This window comes from Streptomyces griseoruber (assembly GCF_001514205.1).
GTDB lineage: Bacteria > Actinomycetota > Actinomycetes > Streptomycetales > Streptomycetaceae > Streptomyces > Streptomyces griseoruber.
Map to the genome: position 1 here is coordinate 189,625 of NZ_KQ948766.1, position 26,259 is coordinate 215,883.

22 protein-coding genes and 1 pseudogene are annotated in these 26,259 nt (G+C 72.9%); 10 read left to right on the top strand and 13 right to left on the bottom strand.

All coding sequences use genetic code 11. The features are described from left to right. Positions 1 to 81 precede the first annotated feature (81 nt). Positions 82 to 489: an MGMT family protein gene (locus AQJ64_RS13040; protein ID WP_055636576.1), complete on the bottom strand. Its 408-nt coding sequence runs from the start codon at positions 487 to 489 to the stop codon at positions 82 to 84. Between the two features lie 186 nt (positions 490 to 675). On the opposite strand from AQJ64_RS13040, the gene AQJ64_RS13045 reads away from it, so the two are divergent. The 3 genes from AQJ64_RS13045 (at position 676) to AQJ64_RS13055 (ending at position 6,789) form a co-directional block, all read left to right on the top strand. After that, a complete protein-coding gene (locus AQJ64_RS13045) occupies positions 676 to 3,420 on the top strand; it encodes a lysylphosphatidylglycerol synthase domain-containing protein (protein WP_055636577.1) in 2,745 nt (914 codons plus the stop codon). A 107-nt stretch (positions 3,421 to 3,527) separates the two neighbouring features. Continuing rightward, the gene (locus AQJ64_RS13050; RefSeq protein ID WP_055636578.1) at positions 3,528 to 5,072 is read left to right on the top strand and encodes an alpha/beta hydrolase; all 1,545 of its coding nucleotides are present in this window, start codon (positions 3,528 to 3,530) and stop codon (positions 5,070 to 5,072) included. Between the two features lie 154 nt (positions 5,073 to 5,226). Then, positions 5,227 to 6,789: an alpha/beta hydrolase gene (locus AQJ64_RS13055; protein ID WP_055636579.1), complete on the top strand. Its 1,563-nt coding sequence runs from the start codon at positions 5,227 to 5,229 to the stop codon at positions 6,787 to 6,789. A 65-nt stretch (positions 6,790 to 6,854) separates the two neighbouring features. Here AQJ64_RS13055 and moeZ read toward each other — a convergent pair whose 3' ends face one another. The 8 genes and pseudogenes from moeZ to AQJ64_RS13095 all read right to left on the bottom strand — a co-directional run bounded on the left by moeZ (position 6,855) and on the right by AQJ64_RS13095 (position 16,111). Then, positions 6,855 to 8,033 (bottom strand): adenylyltransferase/sulfurtransferase MoeZ, encoded by a 1,179-nt coding sequence (moeZ, locus tag AQJ64_RS13060; RefSeq protein ID WP_055636580.1) that lies wholly within the window; start codon positions 8,031 to 8,033, stop codon positions 6,855 to 6,857. Between the two features lie 63 nt (positions 8,034 to 8,096). Further along, positions 8,097 to 8,855, bottom strand: coding sequence for a spherulation-specific family 4 protein (locus AQJ64_RS13065; protein ID WP_055636581.1), 759 nt, complete (start codon positions 8,853 to 8,855; stop codon positions 8,097 to 8,099). Continuing rightward, complete coding sequence (locus AQJ64_RS13070) at positions 8,843 to 9,805, bottom strand: NAD-dependent epimerase/dehydratase family protein (RefSeq protein ID WP_059202643.1); 963 nt, start codon at positions 9,803 to 9,805, stop codon at positions 8,843 to 8,845. The genes AQJ64_RS13065 and AQJ64_RS13070 overlap by 13 nt, the downstream gene beginning before the upstream one ends. A 261-nt stretch (positions 9,806 to 10,066) precedes the next feature. Beyond that, positions 10,067 to 11,218 (bottom strand): hypothetical protein, encoded by a 1,152-nt coding sequence (locus tag AQJ64_RS13075; protein WP_169809746.1) that lies wholly within the window; start codon positions 11,216 to 11,218, stop codon positions 10,067 to 10,069. Further along, the gene (locus AQJ64_RS13080; RefSeq protein WP_079061626.1) at positions 11,215 to 13,110 is read right to left on the bottom strand and encodes a DUF3492 domain-containing protein; all 1,896 of its coding nucleotides are present in this window, start codon (positions 13,108 to 13,110) and stop codon (positions 11,215 to 11,217) included. Before AQJ64_RS13080 ends, AQJ64_RS13075 begins: the two co-directional genes overlap by 4 nt. Positions 13,111 to 13,311: 201 nt before the next feature. Then, a pseudogene (locus tag AQJ64_RS45620) lies at positions 13,312 to 13,617 on the bottom strand (ABC transporter ATP-binding protein); the annotation flags it as partial. Between the two features lie 153 nt (positions 13,618 to 13,770). Next, positions 13,771 to 15,132, bottom strand: a complete 1,362-nt coding sequence (locus AQJ64_RS13090; protein WP_079061627.1) for a DUF3152 domain-containing protein — start codon at positions 15,130 to 15,132, stop codon at positions 13,771 to 13,773. 7 nt (positions 15,133 to 15,139) lie between these two features. Then, a complete protein-coding gene (locus tag AQJ64_RS13095; RefSeq protein ID WP_055636125.1) occupies positions 15,140 to 16,111 on the bottom strand; it encodes an alpha/beta fold hydrolase in 972 nt (323 codons plus the stop codon). Between the two features lie 199 nt (positions 16,112 to 16,310). Here AQJ64_RS13095 and AQJ64_RS13100 point away from each other — a divergent pair, with 199 nt between their 5' ends. The 4 genes from AQJ64_RS13100 (at position 16,311) to AQJ64_RS13115 (ending at position 18,213) form a co-directional block, all read left to right on the top strand. Beyond that, complete coding sequence (locus AQJ64_RS13100) at positions 16,311 to 16,532, top strand: hypothetical protein (RefSeq protein ID WP_055636126.1); 222 nt, start codon at positions 16,311 to 16,313, stop codon at positions 16,530 to 16,532. Positions 16,533 to 16,727: 195 nt separating this feature from the next. Next, on the top strand, positions 16,728 to 17,369 hold the full coding sequence (locus tag AQJ64_RS13105) for a TetR/AcrR family transcriptional regulator (RefSeq protein ID WP_055636127.1): 642 nt from the start codon (positions 16,728 to 16,730) through the stop codon (positions 17,367 to 17,369). 147 nt (positions 17,370 to 17,516) lie between these two features. Continuing rightward, the gene (locus AQJ64_RS13110) at positions 17,517 to 17,744 is read left to right on the top strand and encodes a DUF3107 domain-containing protein (RefSeq protein ID WP_030784015.1); all 228 of its coding nucleotides are present in this window, start codon (positions 17,517 to 17,519) and stop codon (positions 17,742 to 17,744) included. A gap of 199 nt (positions 17,745 to 17,943) precedes the next feature. Then, positions 17,944 to 18,213 (top strand): hypothetical protein, encoded by a 270-nt coding sequence (locus AQJ64_RS13115; RefSeq protein ID WP_055636128.1) that lies wholly within the window; start codon positions 17,944 to 17,946, stop codon positions 18,211 to 18,213. Positions 18,214 to 18,235: 22 nt separating this feature from the next. Here the strand turns inward: AQJ64_RS13115 and AQJ64_RS13120 are convergent, their stop codons facing one another. After that, positions 18,236 to 19,039, bottom strand: a complete 804-nt coding sequence (locus tag AQJ64_RS13120) for a ferritin-like fold-containing protein (protein WP_055636129.1) — start codon at positions 19,037 to 19,039, stop codon at positions 18,236 to 18,238. A gap of 522 nt (positions 19,040 to 19,561) precedes the next feature. Here AQJ64_RS13120 and AQJ64_RS13125 point away from each other — a divergent pair. Together AQJ64_RS13125 and AQJ64_RS13130 are read left to right on the top strand one after the other, a co-directional pair. Next, positions 19,562 to 22,378, top strand: a complete 2,817-nt coding sequence (locus tag AQJ64_RS13125) for a DEAD/DEAH box helicase (RefSeq protein ID WP_206189792.1) — start codon at positions 19,562 to 19,564, stop codon at positions 22,376 to 22,378. A gap of 115 nt (positions 22,379 to 22,493) precedes the next feature. Then, a complete protein-coding gene (locus AQJ64_RS13130) occupies positions 22,494 to 23,381 on the top strand; it encodes an alpha/beta fold hydrolase (protein ID WP_055636131.1) in 888 nt (295 codons plus the stop codon). On the opposite strand, the gene AQJ64_RS13135 is transcribed toward AQJ64_RS13130, so the two are convergent. Next, complete coding sequence (locus AQJ64_RS13135) at positions 23,378 to 24,283, bottom strand: NYN domain-containing protein (protein ID WP_099054038.1); 906 nt, start codon at positions 24,281 to 24,283, stop codon at positions 23,378 to 23,380. The genes AQJ64_RS13130 and AQJ64_RS13135 overlap by 4 nt on opposite strands. Before the next feature lie 184 nt (positions 24,284 to 24,467). Between AQJ64_RS13135 and AQJ64_RS47925 the strand changes: the two genes are divergently transcribed. Then, positions 24,468 to 24,620, top strand: coding sequence for a hypothetical protein (locus AQJ64_RS47925; protein WP_099054039.1), 153 nt, complete (start codon positions 24,468 to 24,470; stop codon positions 24,618 to 24,620). Positions 24,621 to 24,695: 75 nt separating this feature from the next. On the opposite strand, the gene AQJ64_RS13140 is transcribed toward AQJ64_RS47925, so the two are convergent. Both AQJ64_RS13140 and AQJ64_RS13145 read right to left on the bottom strand, forming a co-directional pair. Then, positions 24,696 to 25,301 carry a MarC family protein gene (locus AQJ64_RS13140; protein ID WP_055636133.1) on the bottom strand — a complete coding sequence of 202 codons (606 nt, stop codon included), beginning with the start codon at positions 25,299 to 25,301 and terminating at the stop codon, positions 24,696 to 24,698. 52 nt (positions 25,302 to 25,353) lie between these two features. Beyond that, positions 25,354 to 26,211 (bottom strand): PHP domain-containing protein, encoded by an 858-nt coding sequence (locus AQJ64_RS13145; protein WP_055636134.1) that lies wholly within the window; start codon positions 26,209 to 26,211, stop codon positions 25,354 to 25,356. Positions 26,212 to 26,259: the final 48 nt, after the last annotated feature.

The window sequence follows — 26,259 nt, forward strand, 5'->3', positions numbered from 1 at the left end:
TGCCACCGACGTGCCCGGTTTTCCTGTTTTCCCCCGTACGGGCCACAGGGTCCCCTCGGGCGGGCCGGATGGCGGAAGCTGTCAGGTGTGACCGTCCGCGTGTTCGCCGCCGTCCCAGCGCGCCCGCCGCATGTCGAGGCGCGGCAGATGGCCCTCGGCGGCCCTGCTCGCCTCCCTCAGCGGCGTGCCCTCGTCGCGGTAGTGGCCGAGCGCCCGCAGTTCGTGACCGGGCAGCAGCGCCCCGTCCGCGCGCACCACACGCCACCACGGCACGGCGCCGCCGTAGAGGGCCATCACCCGGCCGACCTGCCGGGGCCCGCCCTCTTCGAGCCACTCGGCGACGTCCCCGTACGTCATGACCCGCCCGGGCGGGATCAGCTCCGCGACCCCGAGGACCCGCTCGGCGTACTCGGGCAGCGCGGCGGGGTACCCGGGGCGGGCGTCGGGGTCCTCCGGGCGGGCGTCGTCCGGGATGCTCTGCTCGCTCATCCGCCCCATCCTGCCGCACCCCACCGACAGGGCGACCGGTTCGTGACCGTGCGTGACCCTCGCCCCCGCGCGGTGCGTGGGGCAGACTGTGCGCCCCCGCGTTTGCACCCTGATGCCCCCGTGTGTCGGTGGAGCATGCCACCATCGTGCGGGCGGTGACCGGTGATACGAGATCAAGAAGAGACGATGAAGCAGCAGGGTGTGCATCCCGAGGGCGCGGAGGGCACCTCTGACGCTGCGTCGCGCCCGGACGGTCCCGAGAGCCCGGAGAACCCCGCAACCGCGGAGGAGGGCGGCAGCGCCCCGAAGGAGCCGCTCGACGGGTCGCGGGACGAGGCGCACGTCGACGAGGTCGAGGGCGACGAACCGCTGCTCCCCGCGCGCGTGCACCGCCCCTCCGACCTCATGCGCCTGCTGGTGGGCGTGCTCGCCGTCATCGTGCTGCTGGGCATCGCCGCCTTCGCACACGGAACGACCTCGGGTCTCGAACAGGACATCAACAAGGGCACGGGTCAGGCGCCCGACCTGCTCATCAAGATCGCGGGACTGGCGTCCAGCATCGCGATCCTGCTGGTCCCGGTGGCCTTCGCGATCGAGCGGCTGATCAAACGGGACGGGCTGCGCATCGCCGACGGCGTGCTCGCCGCCGTCCTCGCGCACGGTGTGACTCTCGCCACGGACCTGTGGGTCGCCAAGGCGGCCCCGGACTCGATCCAGGAGGCGCTCACCCAGCCCTCCCCGGGCGACATCCACGCCCTCACGGACCCGGTGCACGGCTATCTCGCCCCGGTCATCGCGTACATGACCGCCGTCGGCATGTCGCGTCGGCCGCGCTGGCGCGCGGTGCTGTGGATGGTGCTGCTCCTCGACGCGTTCTCGATGCTGGTCACCGGCTACACCACGCCGTTCTCGATCATCCTGACGGTGCTGATCGGCTGGACCGTGGCCTACGGCACGCTGTACGCGGTCGGCTCGCCGAACGTGCGGCCCACCGGACGGACGCTGATGGCGGGCCTGCGGCACGTCGGCTTCCATCCGGTGAGCGCGGCCCGTGAGGAGGCGCCGGACACCTCCGAGACCGGCGACCGCGGCCGGCGCTACTTCGTCACCCTGGAGGACGGCCCGCCGCTGGACGTCACCGTGGTCGACCGGGAGCAGCAGGCCCAGGGATTCTTCTACCGCGCGTGGCGCAATCTGACCCTGCGCGGCTTCGCCACCCGCAGCAGCCTCCAGTCGCTGCGCCAGGCGCTGGAGCAGGAGGCCCTGCTCGCCTACGCGGCGATCGCGGCGGGTGCCAACGCTCCCAAGCTGATCGCCACCTCCGAGCTCGGCCCCGACGCCGTGATGCTCGTCTACGAGCACACCGGCGGGCGCACCCTGGACTCGCTGGCGGACGAGGAGATCACCGACGACCTCCTGCGGGACACCTGGCACCAGGTGCGCGCCCTGCAGTCCCGGCGTATCGCGCACCGCCGGCTGGTGGGGGACGCGATCCTGGTGGATCGTTCCGGCACGGTGATCCTCACCGATCTGCGCGTCGGCGAGATCGCGGCCGGTGATCTGCTGCTGCGCATGGACATCTCCCAGCTGCTCGTGACCCTGGGGCTGCGCGTGGGCGCCGAGCGGGCGGTCGCCTCGGCGGTGGGCGTGCTCGGCCCGGACGCGGTGGCGGACTGTCTGCCGATGCTTCAGCCCATCGCGCTCAGCCGCTCCACGCGCGCGACGCTGCGCAGACTGGCGCGGGAGCGGGCACAGCGCGAGCGCGAGGCGGTCCTGGAGGCGTCCCGGCAGGCCAAGCAGGCCCGGCTGGAGGCGGGGCACGAGGCGGAGCCGGTCTCCGAGAAGGCCGAGAAGAAGGCCGTACGGGCACAGGCGCGTGCCGAGAAGCGGGCCATCGACGAGGCTCTGGAGGAGGCCCGCGAGGAGGATCTGCTGACCCAGATCCGGCATCAGGTGCTGCGGATCCGGCCCCAGGCCCCGGTCGAGCCGGCCCGGCTGGAGCGGGTGCGGCCGCGCACCCTGATGAGCTTCATCGCCGGCGCGATCGGCGCGTACTTCCTGCTGACGCAGCTCACGCACATCGAGTTCGGTCCGCTCGTCGCCAACGCCGAGTGGGGCTGGGTCGCGGCGGCCGTGCTGTTCTCGGCGCTGAGCTATGTCGCCGCCGCGATGAGCCTGCTGGGGTTCGTGCCGGAGCGGGTGCCGTTCCCGCGGACCGTCGCCGCGCAGGTCGCGGGGTCGTTCGTGAAGATCGTGGCCCCGGCCGCGGTCGGCGGGGTCGCGCTCAACACACGCTTCCTCCAGCGTTCGGGGGTGCGCCCCGGGCTCGCGGTGGCGAGCGTCGGCGCGTCGCAGTTGTTCGGGCTCGGCTGCCACATCCTGATGCTGCTGTCGTTCGGCTATCTGACCGGTACCGAGAAGACGCCGTCGCTGTCGCCGTCCCGCACGGTCATCGCGGGTCTGCTGACGGTGGCGGTGCTCGTGCTGGTGGTGACGTCGGTGCCGTTCCTGCGGAAGTTCGTCGTCACGCGCGTGAGGTCACTGTTCGCGGGTGTCGTGCCGCGCATGCTGGACGTACTGCAGCGGCCGCAGAAGCTGGTCACCGGCATCGGCGGCATGCTGCTGCTGACCTTCTGCTTCGTGATGTGCCTGGACGCGTCGATCCGCGCGTTCGGCACGGAATCGTCCTCGATCAGCATCGCCAGCGTCGCGGTCGTCTTCCTCGCCGGCAACGCGCTGGGCTCCGCCGCCCCGACCCCGGGCGGTGTCGGGGCGGTCGAGGCGACGCTGACGGTCGGTCTGATCGCGGTCGGCCTGCCCAAGGAAGTGGCCGCTCCCGCGGTGCTGCTCTTCCGGCTGCTGACCCTGTGGCTCCCGGTGCTGCCGGGCTGGCTGGCCTTCAACCAGCTGAGCCGCAAGGGCGCGCTCTAGGAACCTCCGGACGCCGCCCGTCCGGAAACCCTCGGCAGAGCGGTACGGCGTACCTCGTACGGCCCGTGCCCCGCGCGCGGGGGCGGGTCCGACCCCACGATGGGATCATGCCGAACCCCGCCCGTCTGCGCGCCGCCGCCCTGACCGCGACCGCTCTGCTGCTGACCTCCGCGTTGGCCGGCTGCGGCGAGGACGCCGGGGACGAGGACCTGACGGGGCAGAAGCTCGACTGGGAGGGCTGCCCGGCCCCGTCCGCCTCGGAGGGCGGCGGCACCGCCCCGTCCCCGCTGCCGGACGGCGACCGCTGGCAGTGCGCCACCATGAAGGCGCCCCGGGACTGGGCCGACCCCAAGGGCGACACCATCAAGATCGCGTTGATCCGGGCCGAGGCGAGCGGTGACCCGGGCCGGCGGATCGGGTCGCTGGTGTTCAACTTCGGCGGGCCCGGCGGCTCGGGCGTCAGCGCCCTGCCGGCGTTCGGCGAGGACTACACGACCCTGCGCACCCGCTACGACCTGGTGAGCTTCGACCCGCGCGGGGTCGGCCGCAGCGCGGGGGTGAAGTGCGAGAACGACCAGCAGCTCGACGCGTACTTCCAGCAGGACATGACCCCCGACGATGCCGCCGAGCGGACCACGCTGCTGGACAACACCGAGGCGTTCAACGCGGCCTGCCAGAAGCGCTCCGGGACGATGCTGCCGCATGTGCGCACCACCGACGCGGCCCGTGACATGGACCTGATGCGCCAGGTCCTCGGCGACACGAAACTGCACTACTTCGGCATCTCCTACGGCACCGAACTCGGCGGCGTCTACGCCCACCTGTTCCCCAAGAACGTGGGGCGGGCCGTGTTCGACGCGGTCGTCGACCCGACGCAGACACCGGAGCAGGGAGCCCTCGGCCAGGCCAGGGGCTTCCAGCTCGCGCTCGACAACTTCGCGCAGGACTGCACGTCCCAGGCCGAGGACTGCCCCGTCGGCGACACCCCGCAGGACGTGAAGGACCGGATCGCCGCCCTGCTGAAGCGCCTGGAGGCCAAGCCGATCCCGGGCGTCTTCCCCCGCGTCCTGACCCAGAGCGCCGCCACCAACGGCATCGCGCAGTCGCTGTACTCGAAGGACTTCTGGGAGTACCTGACCGAGGGCCTGGAACAGGCCTACGACGGCGACGGCAGGATCCTGATGCTGCTGTCCGACTCGATGAACGGCCGCAGCGCCAACGGCGAGTACAGCAACATCGCCGCCGCGAACGCCGCCATCAACTGCTCCGACGACAGCCCCCGTTACTCCGCCGAACAGGTCGAGGGGAAGGTGCCGGAGTTCCGCGCCGCCTCGCCCCTGTTCGGGGACTTCCTGGCCTGGTCCATGGTGAGCTGCACCGACTGGGCCGTGCCGGGCGCCGCCGACCGTCCGGACGTCGGTGCGGCCGGTTCGGCGCCCATCCTCGTCGTGGGCAACACCGGCGACCCGGCGACCCCGTACGAGGGGGCACGCAGGATGGTGACCGCGCTGGGCAAGGGTGTCGGCGTGGAGCTGACCTACCGGGGGCAGGGGCACGGCGCCTACGGCAGCAAGAACACGTGTGTGCGGGCGGCCGTGGACGGCTATCTGCTGGAGGGCAGGGTGCCGGCCGCCGGGACCGTCTGCTCCTGACGCTCCCCCTCCCCCCGCTCCCCACTCACTCCCGGGAAAACCGCAGGTCACAACGTTATCCACAGGCTCCGACGGGCGGGCCGTACTCGGCCTACCATGGCCTGACAGCCGTCCCGCCACCCGGCGCGGACGGTCGGCAAGGGGGGAAAGGCACATGGCGCGATTCCTACGGTGGACGGCTCTGGGGGCCGCCGCCGCGCTCCTCGCGGCGGGCTGCGCCGGCGGCTCCTCGGGCGGCGGGGCGGACGGGAAGGGGAGATCGGCCGACGCGCGGCCTTCCGCGGGCTCGTCGGGTACGGCGACGACGGCGGCCCTGCCCGCCTCGCTCACCGGGCAGAAGCTGGACTGGGGGCGCTGCCGGGGCGGCGCGGACTCGGCCGCCCCGGGCGGCGAGTGGCGGTGCGCCACGATGAAGGTGCCGCTGGACTGGTCGAAGCCCGACGGCGAGACCATCGGTCTGGCGCTGATCCGCGCCAAGTCCCGGGGCAGCGGCGGCGAGCGGACCGGGTCGCTGCTCTTCAACTTCGGCGGCCCCGGCGGCTCGGGCGTGACCACCCTGCCGCCGTACGGCTCCACGTTCTCCGCACTCCGCGAGCGTTACGACCTGGTCAGCTGGGACCCGCGCGGGGTGGGCGGCAGCGAGGGCATCCGCTGCCGCAGCAACAAGGACATCCAGGCCGCCGAGTCCATCGACATCACCCCGGACACCACGGCCGAGGAAGAGACGTACCTCCAGGACGCCGCGGCCTTCGGCAAGGGCTGCGAGAAGGCCGCGGGCGATCTGCTGGCGCATGTGTCGACCACCGACACGGCCCGCGACATGGATCTGATGCGCCAGGTCCTCGGCGACACGAAACTGCACTACTTCGGTATCTCCTACGGCACCGAACTCGGCGGCGTCTACGCCCACCTGTTCCCCAAGAACGTGGGGCGGCTGATCCTCGACGCGGTCGTCGACCCGACCGCCGACGCGGTGGGCCATGCCGAGAACCAGGCGAGGGGCTTCCAGCGGGCGCTCGACGACTATCTGAGGTCGACGGGCCAGGACCCCGAACAGGGCACCGCGAAGATCGCGGACTTCCTCGAGCGGCTCGACAGCAAGCCGCTGCCGACCTCCGACGGACGGCGGCTGAACCAGGCACTCGCCGTCACCGGGATCGTCCTGCCGCTGTACAGCGAGCAGAGCTGGCCGGCCCTGACCAGCGCCCTGGAGTCGGCGGAGCGGGGCGACGGCACCGAACTGCTCGCGCTCGCCGACGCCTACAACGAGCGGGACTCCTCGGGGAACTACGGCACGACGACCCATGCGCAACGGGTCATATCGTGCTTGGACGACAAGCAGCGGCCGAGCGCCGAGGAGACGAGGAAGCGACTGCCGCAGTTCGAGAGGATCTCGCCCGTCTTCGGGGACTTCCTGGGCTGGGACACGGCCGGCTGGTGTCACGACTGGCCGGTGGCCGGGCAGTACGACACCCCGGAGGTGAGCGCTCCGGGTGCGGCGCCGGTCCTGCTGGTCGGCAACACCGGGGACCCGGCGACACCGTACGAGGGTGCCCGGAAGATGGCGGACGAACTCGGCAAGGGTGTCGGGGTGCTGCTCACCTGGAAGGGCGAGGGGCACGGTGCGTACGGCAGCGGGAGCGACTGCGTCGACGCGACGGTGGACGCCTACCTGCTCAAGGGCACGGTGCCGAGGGACGGCAAGGTCTGCTCATGACGACGGAGGGGGCCCCGGGCACTCGTGGCGCCCGGAGCCCCCTCCCATCGGAGTCGCAGACAGGGTCAGTAGACCGGCTTGCTCGGCTCGATCTGGTTGACCCAGCCGATGACACCGCCACCGACGTGGACGGCGTCCGAGAAGCCCGCGGACTTCAGGACGGCGAGGACTTCCGCACTGCGGACACCCGTCTTGCAGTGCAGGACGATCTTCTTGTCCTGCGGCAGGCCCTCCAGGGCGGTGCCCAGGAGGAACTCGTTCTTCGGGATCAGCTTGGCGCCCGGGATGGAGACGATCTCGTACTCGTTCGGCTCGCGGACGTCGATGATCTCGATGTTCTCGCCGTCGTCGATCCACTCCTTGAGCTGCTTGGGAGTGATCGTCGAGCCGGCGGCCGCCTGCTGGGCCTCCTCGGAGACGACGCCGCAGAAGGCCTCGTAGTCGATGAGCTCGGTGACGGTCGGGTTCTCGCCGCAGACCGCACAGTTCGGGTCCTTGCGGATCTTGACCTGGCGGTACTGCATCTCCAGGGCGTCGTAGATCATCAGACGGCCGACCAGGGGCTCACCGGTGCCGGTGAGGACCTTGATCGCCTCGGTGACCTGGATGGAGCCGATGGACGCGCACAGCACGCCCAGGACGCCGCCCTCGGCGCAGGAGGGAACCATGCCCGGCGGCGGGGGCTCCGGGTAGAGGCAGCGGTAGCAGGGGCCGTGCTCGGACCAGAACACGGAGGCCTGGCCGTCGAAGCGGTAGATCGAGCCCCAGACGTACGGCTTGTTCAGCAGCACGCACGCGTCGTTGACCAGGTAGCGGGTCGCGAAGTTGTCCGTGCCGTCGACGATCAGGTCGTACTGGCTGAAGATGTCCATCACGTTCTCGGCCTCGAGCCGTTCCTCGTGAAGGATCACGTTCACGTACGGGTTGATGCCGAGGACCGAGTCGCGCGCGGACTCGGCCTTGGAGCGGCCGATGTCGGCCTGGCTGTGGATGATCTGGCGCTGCAGGTTCGACTCGTCGACCTCGTCGAACTCCACGATGCCGAGCGTGCCCACACCTGCCGCGGCCAGGTACATCAGCGCCGGCGAGCCCAGGCCGCCGGCGCCCACACAGAGCACCTTGGCGTTCTTCAGCCGCTTCTGCCCGTCCATCCCGACGTCGGGGATGATCAGGTGGCGGGAGTACCGGCGAACCTCGTCTACGGTGAGCTCAGCGGCTGGCTCGACCAGGGGTGGCAGCGACACGGGGACTCCGTTGATCGGTCGATCACTACAGTTGTTCTCCCCGTAACACTGCCACGGCCTTCTTCATTCCGAGACACCCGTTCCGATCCGCGAGACGATTTCGTCCCAGTAGCCGGGCATGGTCTCCCAGGGGTCGTCCAGTCCGCCGCGGTCTCCCCGGTCGGTGAACCAGATCGTGGCCGCGCCCTGCCAGCGGGCGATGCGCAGCGCTTCGTCGAGGTGGCCGCGGGGCACCCCGTGCACCAAGTGGCAGAACCGCTCGGGCGGATGGTCGGCGGTCCACTCGGCCACCTGCGACCAGCGGTAGTCCGTCCAGGGGCCGGAGAACGTGACCAGTTGGTCGGCGTGCTCGGCGTAGCCGGGGTGCGGGTGGGTGCCGTGGCGGAGGACGATGTGGGGCGCGTCACGCAGGGTGCGCAGAGCGGCGACCGTGCGGCGGACCTCGGGGAGTTCGGTGCGCCCGGTCGGGCAGCGGTCCAGGAGGAAGCCGTCGACCTGGTACCAGTCGAGGTGCCGTCGCGCGTCGGAGAGCACCTCGGCGAAGGCGCGGACGCCGTGGACGAGGTCGAGGTGGCCGAGGACGCGGACGCCCGCGTTGCGCAGCCCGCCGACGGCCTGGAGACAGTGCGGGTCGGGGCGGACACCGGGGCCGTCGGCGACGTTCAGGACGGCCCAGTGCAGGGCCGGTCCCGTGCGGGCGAGACTGCCCCACTCGGCCGGCGCGAGCAGGGGGTGGGCCAGGTCCGGCACGCCGAAGCCCATGCGGAGGTCCGTGGTCCCCGTGCTCGCGGTACCTGTCGGCGTGCCGGTCAGATACGACATGCCGCCTCCATCCAGATGTCGGCGAGGGACTCCTCCAGATTGATCCGGGGCCGCCAGCCGAGCCGGTCGCGGGCGGTGCGCACATCGGCCTGCTGCCAGCTCCCGCAGCCGTCGGGGTACGGGTACACGACCGGCGCCGCGTGGTCGGAGTCGGCGCGGGGGTGTCCGATGGCCGGCCGCAGATGGGCACCGGGCGGGCCGTCGAGTTCGTGGAGGGCTCCGCCGTATCCGGCCACGCGCGCGAGGATCGAGGCGGCGTCACGCAGCCGGACGGCGCGCCCGGAGCCGATGTTGATGACGCCCTGGGCGGCGGACAGGGCCGCGGCGTGCACGGCGCGGGCGACGTCGCGGACGTCGACGAAGTCGCGCTGGGCGCCGAGTCCGCCGAGTTTGAGTTCGCCGTCGCCGGACTGCATGGCACGGCGCATGGCCTCCGCGAGGCGCCCGAGGGGGGATCCCGCCGGGGTGCCGGGGCCGGCCGGGGAGAACACCCGGAGCACGACGGCGTCCAGGCCGGAGCCGAGGACGAGTTCGGTGGCGGCGAGTTTGCTGACGCCGTACGGGCCGCCGGGGCGGGGGACGGCGTCCTCGGCGGTGGAGGAACCGGGCTGGCTCGGGCCGTACTCCGCGCCGCAGCCGATCTGCACCAGCCGGGCGCCGCAGCCGCTGCGGCGCAGCGCCTCGCAGACGGTGGCGACGGCCACGGTGTTGTGGCGGGTGAGTTCGCGGGCACCGCCGCGGGTGGCGCCGGAGCAGTTGACGACGACCTGGGGGTGGACGGCGTCGAGGAAGCGGGTGAGCGCGCCGGGGCTGCCGGACGCGAGGTCGAAGCGGACGTCGGCGTCGTCGCCGCGGCCGAGCGCGGTGAGCTGGACGGCCGGGTCGGCGAGCAGGCGGTCGGCGACGAAGCGGCCGAGGTAGCCGTTGGCTCCGGTCAGCAGAACCCTCATCGTGCGGCTCCCTCGGTGTGCGCTGCGGCTGCCGGGGCCGCGTGGGCCGCGATCGCCCCTCGTGCCGCGGCTGCTCCTGTCGCCGCGGGGGCTCCTGCGACCGCGGGTGTCCCGGTGGCTCCGGTCGCTCCGGATCGGGAGGTGGTCATCTGTTCTCTCCTTCGAGGGTGTTGCGGTTGCCTGCGGCTGGACGGAGGAGCGCGTGCGTCGTGCGGTCCGCGCACGGTGGGGGTGGCGCTGCGCGCGGTGGTCGGGGGCGGGTCAGCACGGGTGGGCCGTTCGCGCGTGGGCGGAGGCCCTGGTCAGGGTGCGGACGGCGTGGACGAGCAGGGGCAGCCCGGCGGCCGCGCAGAGCAGGGCCGGGACGCTCGCCGGTCCCCCGGCGGTGGTGAGGGTCTCGACGGGGACGGAGAGGGCGCCGCAGCCGGGCAGACGGCCCGCGAGGACCGTGGCCGGGGCGAGGACTTCGGCGGTGCCCGTGGCGGCGAGGACGACGGCGGGGACGTGGGGGAAGCCGTGCACCGTGAGGAGGCGGGCGAGGAAGAGGAGGGCGCCCAGGGTGAGCACGGGGGCGTACGCGGGCGGCTCGTCCAGCGCCGCGGCGCACAGGGCGGTCAGTGCGCCGAGGGCGCCAAGGAACAGGGTGAACACGCCCAGCAGCAGCGGCTGTACGGAGGCGGTGAACTCCTCCAGGCCGCGGCTGGCGTCGAGTCGGCGGCGGGCGCGGGCGGTGAGGAGGTGGGCGCACCAGGTGGCGGGGGCGCAGGCCAGGGTGAGGGTGAGCAGGGGCGCGGGGGCGAAGGGCCACGGACCGTCCGGTGTGCCGGTGGGCCATCCGTCGGGGCCTCCTGCCACGGCGGCCCGCAGCAGACCGTCGCCGAGGGCCGCGTAGGCGAGGAGCCAGCCGGTCCACAGGGCGGTCCGGCGTCGGCCGGGGCGGGTGCCGCGGCGGGGCCCGAGCGGTCCCTTGCCGAGAACCAGGCGCAGGGCGAGGGTCACCGTGAGGACGCCCGCGACGGCCACGAGGAGGCGCGTCCGCCCTTCGGTGAGCCGCAGTCCGGTCAGCGCCGCGCCGCACAGGGCGCCCGGCAGCAGGGTGAGCAGGGCCCGGTCCGGGCGGGGGCGCGGGAGGGCCGTGGGTGCGGGGCGCGGCGGTGTGTCGTCGCCGCGCGGGACCCGGGCGTACATCTCCTCGGCCAGGGAGAAGACGTCCCGGTGCCGGAAGCGGGCCGCGGTGCGGTCGGTGACGCCGTGCGCCTCCAGGCCCGCCGCGATCTCCAGCGGGTCGACGGCGCGTTCGCACAGCTCCCGGTGACGGTGCATCAGTGCCTTCACGGGGTCCCCGGCGCCCCGGCGGGGGGCGGCAGGGTTCTCCGGGGCGCCGGACCGGTCCAGTTCGCCCAGGCCGCTCATCGCGCCCCCTCGGCGAGGGGTACCACGGCGACGGCCGACGCCCCCTGCACGAGTGGGCCACCGTGCGCCGGTGCGCCGGGCGCCGGGCCGCCCGGGGCCGGCGCGCTGCCCCGCACGGCCGTGTCCGGGGCCGGTGTGCTGCCTCGCACGGCCGTGTCCGGGGCCGGTGTGCCCCGCACGGCCGTACCCGCCGCCGATCCGACGCGCGCCGAGGCCCCCCGTACGGGCGGACCCGCCGGCCAGCCCGGGCTGCGGCGGGCGGTGACCCGTGCACCCAGGCCGGTCCAGCGGCCGGGCAGCCTGGCCTCGGCGGGGACGGCGAACGGACGGGGGTCGCCGGCCTCGTCGAGGACGCCCCCGAGGGCCGGGCACTGGGAGACGATCTCCAGGTAGATGCCGTGATACGCCTCGACGTTCTGCTCGACGGTGAAGAGCTCCAGCGCGCGGGCGCGGGCGGCGGCGCCCAGGCGCGCACGGCGTTCGGGGTCGCGCAGCAGGGCCCCGCACGCCTGCGCGAGCGCCCGCGGATTGCGTGGCGGGACGACGAGCCCGGTGCCGCCGACGACCTCGACGACCGCGCCGACATCCGTGGACACGGTCGCCCGGCCGCAGAACATCGCCTCCACGAGCCCCAGCGGGAACCCCTCGACCACGCTGGACAGGACGACGACGGCGCCGGCCGCGTAGGTCTCGGCGAGGGTGGGAGCCTCCGGGCCGCCGAGTTCCTCGAAGGACACCGGGTTGTCGCCGACGGCGTGCGGGCCCTCGGCCTCGTCGGGGAAGAGCTGGGCGGCCAGCACCCGGCAGTGCCCGAGGTAGGCCCGCCCCTCGGGCCCGGCCGACGTGCCGACGATCCGCAGGCGGGCCCTCGGCTGTTCCGTGCGGACCTGGGCGAAGGCGTGCAGCAGGGACACCAGGTCCTTCGCCGGTTCCACCCGGCCGACCCAGACCAGGGTGTGCGGATCGGCGGTGTCCGGTGCGTCGCCCACGTCCGCGAAGGGCGCTGCGTCCATCCCCGGGTGGACCGTGCGCACCTTGGCGCGGTCGGCGCCGCAGTGTTCCTGCCAGCGTCGGGCGTGCGCGTTGCCGGGGGCGAGGCGGGCCGCCTGCCGGTAGGTCTCGGCGGCGAGCAGGCCGTGGAAGGCGGCGAGCAGGGCGCGGACGGCGGGGCTCGCGTCGGAGGCGGACCCGCCGGGCGCCCCTGAGTTCAGGTAGTGCGTCCGCAGCCGCACCCCGTACTCCGTCACGAGCAGCGGTACGTCGTGGAAGTGGCGCGCGAGGAGCCCGGGCAGGGCGGCCGGGCCGCCGGAGGCGGCGTGGCACAGGTCCACCGAGCCGAGCGTGCTCCCGTCGGGGCCGTCGGGCCCGTACCAGTCGAGCGAGAGGGGGCGCAGGGCGCGTTCGAGTTGCCCGGCGACGGTCAGCAGTTCGGGTACGCGCGCCTCGCGCGCCGTGCGCAGCGCGCCGGGAGCACGGCAGGCGCGCTCCAGAGCGCGTACGGCGCCCTCGGAGCGGAGCGCTCCCACCAGCCCGCCCTGGTCGCGGGCGAGTTCGGCGAGGCCGTAGAGCGCACTGGCGAAACGGTCCGCCTGGGAGGGGGAGCTGTCGCAGAGGGCGGTCACGAGATCGCCGTAGCACTCGGTGAAGCGCCGGCGTGCGCGCCGCCCGTACATGACCCCGTCCTCCTCGGCGGTCCACAGCGGTGCCGTCCGTACCCCCCTGACCTGCGGCGGGAGCGTGACGCAGCCCGATTCCTCCTGGTGCGGTCCGTCGCTGAGCGCGTAGATGTCGAACTCGTGCTGCCCGAGCCCGCGCACGAGCCGGTCGCACCAGAGTCCGGCGTCACCGCTCGCATACGGATAGCCACCCTCCGTCAGCAGTCCGATGCGCACGCACGCACCCCCGATCTCCCGTCTGGGGAGCCGCCGTTGACCCGGCGGCTCGCAGCGGGAAGAACGTATGCGGACAAGGCGGTGGCGCGACGGACGGTTGTCCATCGCGCCACCAAAAGGGGTGAACGGTCGTAACTTTCCCGTGCGGGTCGCGTTCGGTCGCGCTAAGAGTTCACTCGGATGCGAAACGTCACGCCGCGTTCACCGGGCCGGCCCCGGCTCCCGGCGCTCCGCCCGCCGCCGGGCCGCGAGCGCCGGATCGAGTGCCGGTACGGCGGCCAGGAGCTGCCGGGCGCAGGGGTCGCGCGGCGCCTCCTGCACCTCGTCGGCGGGGCCCTCCTCGACGACCCGGCCGCGGCGCATCACCGCGACGCGGTCGCCGACCTGGCGTACGACGGCGAGGTCGCGGGCCATGAAGACCAGTGCGAGCCCGAGTTCACGCTGGAGTTCGCCGAGCAGGGCGACGACCCGGGCCCGGGTGGTGACGTCGAGCGCGGCGACGGGCTCGACGCGTTCCCCCCGCGCGCGGAGCGGGTCGTCGAAGAACCGCGACCGACTCAGGTCACGGAGAGGGAAGGAGAGTTCGAGACGCTCACGCCTGCAAGGGGGCGGGCGTCAGCGAACTTTCCGAGCATGCCGACGTGACATATGAGTCATGTGTCAACTCTTGGGATACGCCCAGGGGTTGGGCAGGCAGTGGATCCCGTTGTGGTCCAGGAACTTGGTCTGCTGCTGCATGACGGGGGCGAGCTCGCCGTCCTTCTGGCAGTTCACATGGTGGTAGCCGAGCCGGTGACCCACTTCATGGTTGATCAACATCTGCCGGTACGCATGGATCGCGTCACCGTAGGTACGTGATCCCTGGGCCCACCTGTACGCATTGATCATGACGCGTTCGGTGGCGGCCGAGTCGCAGGAGACGTTGTCCTCGGTGGTGTCCAGGCTCGACTTGGCGCACCAGAAGGCGGTGGTGCCGGGGCTGGCGAGGGTGATGACGAAGTCGGGCTGCCCCGAGTGGATCCGCTCGAAGGTGCGCGCGTTGTCGTGCGCCCAGCTGCGGTTGTCGTTGAGGGTCTTCTGCACGGCCTGTGCGAACAGCTCGCCGTCGAGACCGAGCCCCTCCTCCACGTCCACCCGGTAGGTGAACTTCCGCCCCTTGCCCGGCGCCTTGTCGACGCCGGGGATCGCGTCGAACTTCCCGGGCCCCTTGAGATTGGCGTCCAGCGTGTACGTGGCGTCCATCTTCTGCTCGTACGTCAGCGTCACGGGGGCCGGGGACGCGGACGGGCTCGGCGCGGCGGACTCCAGGGCCCCGCCGACGGCCTTCCCTGCGGCCGACCGGGACTGGACACGGTCGCCGTCGCGCCCGTCGGTCACCTGCCCGGCCACCACGACGGCCAGCACGGTCGTGACCGCTGCGGCGGCGATACCGGTGAAGGTCCGCCCCTTGGTGCCCCTGCCGTCCACGGGCGCGCCCGTGCGCGGCGCGCCGTCGTCCACGCCGGAAGCGAGGTGGTTGCCGTAGAGGTCACCCCCGTACAGGTCGCCCCTGTGCAGGTCACCCCCGTACAGGTCGTCCGCAAACGGGCCGGACGCGCGCGTGGGCGTTAACGGCCGTCCCGCGCGCGTGAAGACGTCGCCGTCCTCGCCCTGGTCGAAGGCGTCGAGGTACTCCTGACGGGGACCCCGGGGACCCGGTCGCGGGCCCTGCGGCGGGACCGGGCGCTGACGCGGTATCACCGGCTGCCCGGCGGCGCCCGCCTGGCGGCCTCTCAGGTCGCCCCAGCCGCCACCGGCCTCCCGCTGCTCCGGGTGTCCGCCGCGGACCTGCGGGACACCGCGCGCGGGGGTGCCGTCGGGGTACCGGGGCACCCCGTGGGACGGCGTGCCGTCGGGAAGCGGCACGGGGGTGCCGTCGGGGTGCCGCTCGGGAGCCCCCGGTCCGGGTGCTCCCGATGAGGCACGGGAAGAGTTCTTGGGTGCGCTCCTGGGCGCAGGCCCACGCCGGCTGTGGCGTCCCACGTGTGTCTCAGCCCCCCGGTTTCGCGTCGGCGGTCTCGGCGAGCAGCTCGCGGAAGGCGGCGGCCACCGTCTCCGGGTACTCCATCATCGCCACGTGCCCGGCGTCCGGCAGGGTGAGCAGACGGGAGTCGCGGAAGGCACGGCCGGCACGCTGGGCCATCCGGAAGCCGACGAGCTGGTCGCGGCCGCCGTAGATCAGCAGGGTGGGTGCGAGGACGCGCTCGGCCTGGCGCCACAGCCCGTGCTGGCCGCCCAGGGTGTAGGCGCTGAGCAGCCCGCGCGTGGAGCGGGTCAGCGCGTCCCAGAAGTACGGAAGTTGCAGCCGCCGGTCCAGTTCCTCCACCGCGTGCCGGAACGCCTCCGGGGAGACGCGGCCGGGATCGCCGTAGCAGAGCGCGAGAACGCCTCTGACGCGCTGCTCGACCGTCCACTCCCGGGTGAGCCGGCTGAAGAGCGCGGTCACCCCGGGCAGGCCGGCGAGTCCGGTCGGGATGGCGGTGCGCTGCACGCGCAGCTCGGGCAGGGCCGGTGAGACCAGGGTCAGGGTGCGGACCAGGTCGGGGCGCACCGCCGCGACACGCGTGGACACCGCGCCGCCGAGGGAGTTGCCGAAGAGGTGCACGGGGCCGCGGGCGGAGGCGTCGAGGTAGCGGATCACGGCACGCGCGTGTGCCGTGATCGAGTAGTTGCCGTCGTCCGGCGGCGGGGAGTCGCCGAAGCCGGGCAGGTCGACGGCCTCGCTCGCCACGGCCCCGTCGAGCCCGGCCATCAGCGCGGACCAGTTCTGCGAGGAACCGCCGAGGCCGTGAACGAACAGCGCGGGTTCGAGCCCCTCGCGCGCGGGGGGCCTGGACCGCACGGTCAGGGTGACGCCCGGCAGCCCGACGGACCGCAGCCGCTCACCCTCCGCGACCCTGACGGAGGCCACCTTCGGCAGCACGCTGGTGGGCGGCACGGACGGCAGCTCGGTCGAAGACATGCGGGCAATGTTACGAGACGATCACGTGCGGCCATGTGTGTTCGGCGTCACAAGAGAGGGGCGGGGCGAGTACCGATACCGGCGCGATTCGAGGGTCCATCGCATAGCGTCCGAAACGGGTGTCTCCTAGGCTCGTACTGAGGGCACCCGCTTGTGGCCCCCACGTGTTCCGGGGGCGTCCGTTGGAAGGGAGCCCACCATGGCGATTGACCCCACCGACCCCGAGACGTTCGCGGAAGAGGACGACGACTTCGGGGAGATCGACGTCGAGGCACCGGAGAACGCGGCCGCCGAGGAGTACGCGGACGGCGCTCCGGGGCGCGACGACCCCCTGGAGGACGTGGACCCCGCCCGGGCGAACGAGGCGGATCTCGTCGAACAGGCGCGCGTCGTCTCCCTGGACGAGGACGACTACCGCTGACGTCGCGACTCGACTCCCTCCCGAACAGGAGTGAGGCAGGATTCTGCCCGGACTGCACCACTTCAAAACCTTCTGTACCGCTTTTATGATCGTCCGCTCCGTGAAATTCTGCGCTCGCACCGCGCGCCACACGGTTACCGAAAAGTACGATGGCGGCGCGGCGCACACCGCATGAGGACGACTTTGGGAGGCGGCGTGACAGCCATCGAGCAGACAGAGGCAGCACGCCCGCGAGGCACGCGCCTGCCGCGCCGTGCCCGACGGAATCAGCTGCTGGGCGCCGCCCAGGAGGTCTTCGTGGCGCAGGGCTATCACGCCGCCGCCATGGACGACATCGCCGAGCGGGCAGGTGTCAGCAAGCCGGTGCTGTACCAGCACTTCCCGGGCAAGCTCGACCTCTACCTCGCGCTGCTGGACCAGCACTGCGAGTCGCTGATCCAGGCGGTGCGGGGCGCGCTCGCGTCGACCACCGACAACAAGCAGCGCGTCCGCGCCACGATGGACGCCTACTTCGCGTACGTCGAGGACGACGGCGGGGCCTTCCGCCTGGTCTTCGAGTCGGACCTGACGAACGAGCCCGCGGTGCGCGAGCGCGTCGACAAGGTCACCAACGAGTGCGCCGAGGCGATCTGTGACGTCATCGCCGAGGACACGGGTCTCTCCCGCCCGGAGTCGATGCTGCTGGCCTCGGGTCTGGGCGGTCTGGCCCAGGTCGTCGCCCGCTCCTGGCTGCACAGCGACCGCAGCGTCCCGCGCGACCAGGCGGTGCAGCTCCTGGCCTCGCTGGCGTGGCGGGGCATCGCCGGGTTCCCGCTGCACGGCACCGATCAGCACTGAGCCACGGCGCGGCTCGTCCGTTTGTTCCCGCCCGCTGTTCGCTCCTGGCGTGGACGGCCACGCCGTGTACGTCCCCTCACCGGGCTAATGTGTGCAGCGTACGGCGCGGACGCCCGCGCACCCCATGACCGTCGGAGGGACATAGCCGTGGAGGTCAAGATCGGCGTGCAGCACGCGCCCCGCGAGATCGTTCTGGAGAGCGGTCAGACTCCCGAGGAAGTCGAGCGCGTGGTGGCCGAAGCACTGGCCGGCAAGTCGCAGCTGCTCAGCCTCGTGGACCAGCACGGCCGCAAGGTCCTGGTACCGGCCGACCGCCTGGCCTACGTCGAGCTGGGCGAGCCGGCCCCGCGCAAGGTGGGCTTCGGCGCGCTGTAAGGCACGAGCGAGCAAGGTAAGGCACGAGCAAGGCACACGCATCGCGAGAAGGGGCCCGGCGGTCAGCACGACCGCCGGGCCCCTTCGCACGTTCCCGGGCGCCTCACAAGTCGTCCCCACGGGAGGATTGCCTTCCGCAGGTCACGGGTATGACGGGCTGTGACCTTGGTGCACGGCCCGCCGCCCGGGAGGGACCCACATGATCTTGGAAGCGCTCGGCTCCGCTGTGCTCGGTCTCGTGCTCGCGTGGGCGGCGCTCCAGCGCCTGTCCCACCGTCTGCCGGTCCGCGCCCTCGTCCTCGCGACGGGCATCGCCGGAGCCCTGTTCGGTGACTTCGTCACCCACAGCGCGCTGGGCTCCGGCACCCTGCTGCCGAGCCTGATCGGCGCGGCGGTCGTCTCCGCCGCCTCGGTCTCCCTGCTGCTGCGCCCGGCCGGCCGGCTGCGCCGCCGCTCGGTCCCGGCGTAACCTCCCGGGGCCCCCGCGGCTCTCAGGCCGCGAGCCCCAGCGCGGCCATCCGCTTGGTGTGGGCCTCGGTGATCCGGGAGAACATCCGGCCGACCTCGGCGAGGTCGAAGCCGTCCGCGACACCGCCCACGAGCATCGTCGACAGCGCGTCCCGGTCGGCGACCACCCGCTGGGACTGTGACAGCGCCTCGCCCATCAGCCGGCGCGCCCACAGGGCGAGCCGTCCGCCCACGCGCGGGTCGGCGTCGATCGCCGCGCGGACCCGGTCCACGGCGAAACCGGCGTGACCGGTGTCGTCGAGCACCGCGAGCACCAGGGCGCGGGAGTCACCGTCCAGGCGGACCGCGACCTCCCGGTAGAAGTCACTGGCGATCGAGTCACCGACGTACGCCTTGACCAGGCCCTCCAGCCAGTCCGAGGGCGCCGTCTGCCGGTGGAAGCCGTCGAGCGCGGCGACGAACGGCTGCATGGCCGCGGTCGGCTCCTCGCCGATCTCCGTGAGCCGGTCGCGCAGCCGCTCGAAGTGGTGGAACTCGGCCGAGGCCATCTTCGCCAGCTCCGCCTTGTCCTCCAGCGTGGGCGCCAGCTTGGCGTCCTCCGCGAGCCGCTCGAACGCGGCCAGCTCGCCGTACGCGAGGGCGCCGAGCAGGTCCACGACCGCGGCCCGGTACTGCGGATCGGCGGAGGCCCGCGCCCAGTCCTGGGCGGCGATCCCCGTGACGGCCTCGGCGGACCCGGTGGATCCGGTGGATCCGGTGGATCCGGTGGACTCAGCAGGCTCGGCAGGCTCTTCGGAGGCGTTCTCAGGCTTGTCAGAGGTGGTCATGCAGCGCACAATAGCCCGCTCACCGGGCGACGGAAGTCCCTGGTCAATCAGTGTGACCACGACGACGCGGGCGACCGCGTCCGACGGTGTGACAACCACAACGTGACCGAATCGGCCATCGCGTGTGCGCGATTCCGGGGTATGGTGGTAATGCGCCTGCCGAATATTCGACGGGCCGCACGTATGAGGATGCCCGGTCGGTGGCCCGATCGGCTCCGACCCGACAGCCCTCCCCGGCCGTACGGCACATTGCGTACGACGACCGGAGGGACACCCTCCAGCGGTACGAGCGCTCGAGCGTCGGCAGAGGTCCCGTGCCATACGGCTTGCCGCAAGCGGTTGGCCCGTAAGGCAGCCGACGTCCCCCGGCACGGTCCGTCAACGACCCCCGCGCTCGCCTCGCACCGCGTACACAGAAGAGGCAGCACCCTGACTACGACGTTCCGAGAGCTCGGAATCCTTCCCGAGACCGCCGAGGCCCTGGAGGCCGTCGGCATCACCGCTCCCTTCCCCATCCAGGAGATGACGCTCCCCGTGGCCCTGTCGGGCACGGACGTCATCGGCCAGGCCAAGACCGGCACCGGCAAGACGCTCGGCTTCGGACTCCCGCTCCTCGAGCGCGTGACCGTCCCCGCCGACGTCGAGGCCGGCCGCGCGAAGCCCGAGGACCTCACCGAGGCCCCGCAGGCACTCGTCGTCGTCCCCACGCGCGAGCTGTGCACCCAGGTCACCAACGACCTGCTGACCGCGGGCAAGGTGCGCAACGTGCGCGTCCTCGCCATCTACGGCGGCCGGGCCTACGAGCCCCAGGTCGAGGCCCTCAGGAAGGGCGTCGACGTCGTCGTCGGCACCCCCGGCCGGCTCCTCGACCTCGCGGGCCAGAAGAAGCTCAACCTCCAGCACATCAAGTCCCTCGTCCTCGACGAGGCCGACGAGATGCTCGACCTGGGCTTCCTGCCCGACGTCGAGAAGATCATCAACCTGCTGCCGGCGCGCCGCCAGACGATGCTGTTCTCGGCGACCATGCCGGGCGCGGTCATCGGTCTCGCCCGCCGCTACATGTCGCAGCCCACGCACATCCGCGCCACCGCGCCGGACGACGAGGGCGTGACCGTCGCGAACATCTCGCAGCACGTGTACCGCGCGCACAACATGGACAAGCCGGAGATGGTCGCGCGCATCCTCCAGGCCGACGGCCGTGGCCTCGCCATGATCTTCTGCCGCACCAAGCGCACCGCCGCCGACCTCGCCGACCAGCTCAAGCAGCGCGGTTTCGCCTCCGGCGCGGTCCACGGCGACCTCGGCCAGGGAGCGCGCGAGCAGGCGCTGCGCGCCTTCCGCAACGGCAAGGTGGACGTCCTCGTCTGCACCGACGTCGCCGCGCGCGGCATCGACGTCGAGGGTGTCACCCACGTCATCAACTACCAGACCCCCGAGGACGAGAAGACCTACCTGCACCGCGTCGGCCGTACGGGCCGCGCGGGTGCGAAGGGCATCGCGGTCACGCTCGTCGACTGGGACGACATCCCGCGCTGGCAGCTGATCAACAAGGCGCTGGAGCTGTCGTTCAACGATCCGCCGGAGACGTACTCCACCTCCCCGCACTTCTACGAGGAGATGAACATCCCCGCGGGCACCAAGGGTGTCCTGCCGCGCTCGGAGCGCACCCGCGCGGGGCTGGACGCGGAGGAGCTGGAGGACCTGGGCGAGCCGGGCGGCCGCGGTGGCCGTGGCGGCCGGGGCGAGCGCGGCGGCCGGGGCGAGTCCCGTTCCGCCGACCGTTCCACCGAGCACGAGCGTCCGGCCCGTACGCCGCGCCGCCGCCGTCGTACGCGCGGCGGGAGCGTGCTCGACGGAGCGCCGGAGGTCTCGACGGCGGAGCAGACGCCGGTGGCCGAGGAGGCCGCAGCGTCCCGCACCCCGCGTCGCCGACGCCGTACGCGCGCCGGAGCGGCCGCCGAGACGGCTCCCGTGACCGCCGTGACGTCCGCCGCCCCTGAGGCCGCGGAGGCAGCCCTGACGACCGCGGAGGGACCGTCCCTGGACGCCCCCGAGGCCCCGCAGGCCACGGAGGCACCGGCCAACCCGCGCCGCCGCCGCACCCGCCGGTCCGCGGAGACCGCCCCGGCCACGGAGACGGCCGAGGCGACGGAGCTGACGTCGGCTCAGATCCCGTCCGCCGAAACGGCCGTGGCCACGGCCGAGGGCACGGAGGCGGCCCCCGAGGCCCCCGCCGCGCCGCGCCGCCGTACCCGCAAGGCCACCGCTGCGGCTCCGGCCGCCGAGGCCGTCGTCGAGACGGTCGAGACGGTCCCGGCCGCGGAGGTCACCGAGGCCGTCGAGGCCAAGCCGCGCCGCACCCGCAAGACCGCTGCCGCCGCCCCGGCGGAAGCCGCCGTGGACACCGCCGAAGCGGTCGAGGCCAAGCCCCGCCGCACCCGCAAGACGGCCGCTGCCAAGACGGCCGCTCCGGCGGAAGCCGCGGTCGACACGGCCGAGGCCGTCGAGGCCAAGCCGCGCCGCACCCGCAGGACCGCTGCCGCCGCCCCGGCGGAAGCCGCCGTGGACACCGCCGAAGCGGTCGAGGCCAAGCCCCGGCGCACCCGGAAGACCGCTGCCGCCGCCCCGGCCGAGGTCGTCGAGGCGACCGAGGCCAAGCCGCGCCGCACCCGCAAGACCGCGGCCACCACGGTGACGGCCGAGGCCGAGGCCGCGGTCGACACGGCCGAGGCCGTCGAGGCCAAGCCCCGGCGCCGGACCACCCGCAAGGCCGCCGAGGCCCCGGAGACGGCCGCCACGGCCGGGATCCCGGCCCAGGCCACGGCCGAGGAAGCGGAGGCCAAGCCGCGCCGCACCCGCAAGACCGCGGCCACCGCCCCGGCGGAAGCCGCCGTGGACACCGCCGAAGCGGTCGAGGCCAAGCCCCGCCGCACCCGCAAGACGGCCGCTGCCGCCGCCCCGGCCGAGGCCGTCGAGGCGACCGAGGCCAAGCCGCGCCGCACCCGCAAGACCGCGGCCACCACGGTGACGGCCGAGGCCGCTGTGGACACCGCCGAAGCGGTCGAGGCCAAGCCGCGCCGCACCCGCAAGACGGCCGCTGCCGCCGCCCCGGCCGAGGCCGTCGAGGCGACCGAGGCCAAGCCCCGCCGCACCCGCAAGACCGCGGCCACCACGGTGACGGCCGAGATCCCGGCGCAGGCCACGGCCGAGGAAGCGGAGGCCAAGCCCCGGCGCACCCGGCAGACCGCTGCCGCCGCCCCGGCCGAGGCCGCCGAGGCGAAGCCGAGGGTGCGCCGCACCCGTAAGGCGACGGCCGCCGTGGAACCCACGGACGGCTGACCGGCACCGGCTGCACGGACCGACGGCCCGGCTCCTCCCCACGGAGGAGCCGGGCCGTCGGCGTTCCCGCCCGGCCGCCCGTCCCCGCGTCGACCCCTGCGGGTAGCCTCAGCACGTGACCAGGCCGACCACCTCCTCGACCCCCTTCCCCCCGCCTCCCGGCGCCCGTGCGTACGCGCTGCGGACCGCGCGCGGTGACTTCGCCGTCGTCGACTCGCCGGCGGCCGCCGGTGTCGAGGTGCGGGGCGTGGCCCTGCTGCTGCCCGGCTTCACCGGCAGCAAGGAGGACTTCCACCGGTTGCACGGGCCCTTGGCGGCGCGCGGCTACCGGACGGTCACCGTGGACGGACGCGGACAGAACGAGTCCGACGGGCCGGCCGACGACGAATCGCCGTACGCCCGCGAGGAGTTGGCCCAGGACGTCCTCGCGCAGGCGGCCGCGCTCGGCACCCCCGTGCATCTGGTCGGGCACTCCCTGGGCGGCCAGATCGCCCGTGCGGCGGTCCTGCTGGACCACGCCCCCTTCCTGTCCTTCACGCTGATGTCCTCCGGCCCGGCCGAGATCTCGGAGTCGCAGAAGCTGCGGGTGAAACTGCTGCACGACGCGCTCGCCGTGATGACGATGCCCGAGGTGTGGGAGGCGATCGTGGCGATGGGCCCGCCGGAGGAGGTCGGCGGTCCGGCGCGCGGCTTCGGGGATCCCGAGCAGCTCCGGCTGCGCTGGCTGAACCACAAGCCGGCCCAGCTTCTCGCCACGGGCCGTCAGTTGTGCGCCGAGCCGGACCGCGTCGCCGAACTCGCCGCCGTACCGCTGCCGTTCCACGTGTTGTCGGGCGCGCGGGACGACACCTGGCCGGTGCCGCTGCTGGACGAGATGGCCGTACGGCTGCGGGCCGACCGGACCGTCGTCCCGGAGGCCGAGCACTCCCCCAACCTGGACCGGCCGCTGCCGACGGCCCGGGGTCTCGCCGACTTCTGGGACCGCCGGCGACGCCGGGACTAGTACTGCGACTGCGCGTGCTCCCAGAAGCCGTCCCGCAGCGCGCGCCGCAGGTCGGACTGGCCGCGCAGGGAGTACTGAAGGATGCCCTCGGCCTCCACGAGGAGGTCCTGGTCGACGGAGCCGGGCAGGTAGGGGTGGCCGGGCAGCAGCTCGACCAGGGCCTCCCGGCCGCGCGCCGCGAGCCACTTCGCCGCGATCTGGGCGCCGACGAAGCGGACGTCCTCGCGGGTGGGCCGGCTGGCGCCGCTCGCCTCGTAGGCCGGGGCGGTGCGCCGGACGACGTACGGCTTGAAGAAGTCGAGGTCGAGGGTGCGCTGGCTGTCGACCTCCCAGAGCAGCGGCTCGGCCTGGTTGCGGCCCTCGGGTGCCTCGATGCCCCACAGGTGGACGCGGGCGCCGTACCCCTGGGCGGCTTCGACGGCCGAGACCAGGTCCTCGTCGCCGCCGAGCAGGGCCGCGTCGCTGATGGCGCGGTGCCGGGCCAGTGACTCCAGGTCGGTCCGGATCAGCGAGTCGACGCCCTTCTGCTGGTTGTTGGCGTTGAGGTTGCCCAACCGGACCTTGACGTCGGGGAGTTCGGCGATGGACTGCTGTTCGGCGGTGTGGATGCGGCGCCGGGCGCCGTCGTACCAGTAGACGCGCAGCAGGCGGCTGTCCGCGAAGATCGTGCGGGCGCGGTCGATGAGCGCCTCGATCAGTCCCTCGGCGTCGAGCTCGTAGGCCCTGCGGTCCTCCGTCCCGGCGATGAGCCGGCCCGCGGCGGCGTAGAGATACCCCGCGTCGACGAAGATCGCATGGGTCGAGGGCGTCTTGGCCACCTCGGCGAGCATGCGGGTCAGCAGCTCGTTCGTGCGGTCGATGCGGGCGGCGAGGGCCGGGAGGTCGTCGTTCATCGCCTCCATTGTCCCGGCGGTCACGCTGTGAACACAACCGATCCCGTTCAGTCTCCGCACACACTCTTACCAACGGGTAATTAGCCGTTCGAAAAATTTCTTTAGCGTAGGGAATGTTTGTAACACGCAGCCCGTTGACTCCTCATGTAGCAAGCAATCCTCCAGGAGGATGACCAGACGAAGGGAGAAGCCTGTGCGCTTCGAAATCATGCGACTCGACGACGTCGACGGCACGCCCGTGGACAGCACCGTCGTGGACGCCGCCTCCGTCAACAGGATCGTGCAGGACGCCGCCGCCATCGGGCAGCGGCTCTGGATCCGACCGGCCGACTCCGCGGCCTCGTAGTCCGCGGGACCTTACACACTTCAGAGCCCCGTACGGCGCCGATCGCCGTACGGGGCTCTGTGCGTGTACGCCGGGTCAGCTCGCCCGGACGACCTGGGTGACCCCGTTGATGATCTGCTGGACGGCGATCGCGGAGAGCATCATGCCCGCGAGCCGGGTCACCAGGACCACACCGCCGTCCTTGATGACGCGGATGATCAGCAGCGAGTAGCGCATCACCAGCCACAGCACGACATGGATGGCGAGGATCGCCACCCACACCGACACCTGCATGGCGAAACCGTCGGCCTTCTGCACGGCCAGGATGACCGACACGATCGCGCCCGGCCCGGCCAGCAGCGGCATGCCCAGCGGCACGAGCGCCACGTTGACGTCCTTGGTCTGCTTCGGCTCGTCGGTCTTGCCGGTGAGCAGGTCGAGCGCGATCAGCAGGAGCAGCAGCCCGCCCGCGATCATCAGCGCGGGCACGGAGACGTGCAGGTAGGTCAGGATCTGGTGCCCGAGGAGCCCGAAGACGGTGATGACACCGCCCGCGACGCAGACGGCCTGGAACGCCATCCGCTTCTGTACCTTGCCGGGGCGTCCGGCGGTCAGCGCGAGGAAGATCGGGGTGATCCCCGGGGGATCCATGATGACAAAAAGGGTCAGGAACAGAGAGCCGAAGACGGCAATATCGAACATCAGTACAGAGACCTTGCGGGAAAGAGGGAGGACGGACGGGCGGAGGTGACCCTCAGGCCCCGCCGGTCCCCGGCACGGGGAACGCCCCGGTGGCACGCCGGGTGATCTCCCCGTACACCTCGGGGTCGGTCGTGTACTCGCCGAGCACACAGGTCTTGCGGCTGCCGTGGTAGTCGGAGGAGCCGGTGACGAGGAGCCCGAGGTCCTCGGCCAGCCCGCGCAGCCGGGCGCGGGTGTCCTCGTCGTGGTCCATGTGGTCGACCTCGATGCCGTCGAGGCCGGCGGCGGCCAGCTCGGCGATCGCGGACTCCGGGACCGTACGGCCGCGCTTGACGGCGCCCGGGTGCGCGAAGACGGTGACCCCGCCCGCACCCTTGACCAGCCGGATCGCCTCGAAGGGGTCCGTCTCGTGCTTCTCGACACAGGCCCGGCCGCCGTCGGCGAGCCAGTCCTGGGTGAAGGCGTCGCTCACGCTCGGCACGACACCGAGCTCGACCAGCGCGGTCGCGACATGCGGCCGCCCCACGGAACCGTCACCGGCGATCCGCGCGACCTGCTCCCAGGTGACGGGCACGCCCAGCCCCTGGAGCTTGGCGATCATGCCCCGCGCCCGCGGCACCCGGTCGTCGCGCACCAGCTCGCGCTCGGCGAGCAGGGCGGGCTCCTCGGGGTCGAAGAGATAGGCCAGCATGTGCAGGGAGACCCCGTCGATCCGGCACGACAGCTCGGCGCCGGTGACCAGGGTGAGCCCCTCGGGCAGCGCGCCGATCGCCTCCGCGTACCCGCGGGTGGTGTCGTGATCGGTCAGCGCGATGACGTCCAGTCCACCGGCGGCGGCGTTCCGCACCAGCTCGGCGGGGGTGTCGGTGCCGTCGGACGCCGTGGAGTGGCAGTGCAGATCGATGCGCACGAACGGACTCCAAGCGGGACGACATCGGGGCGGCATACGGAAGGGACG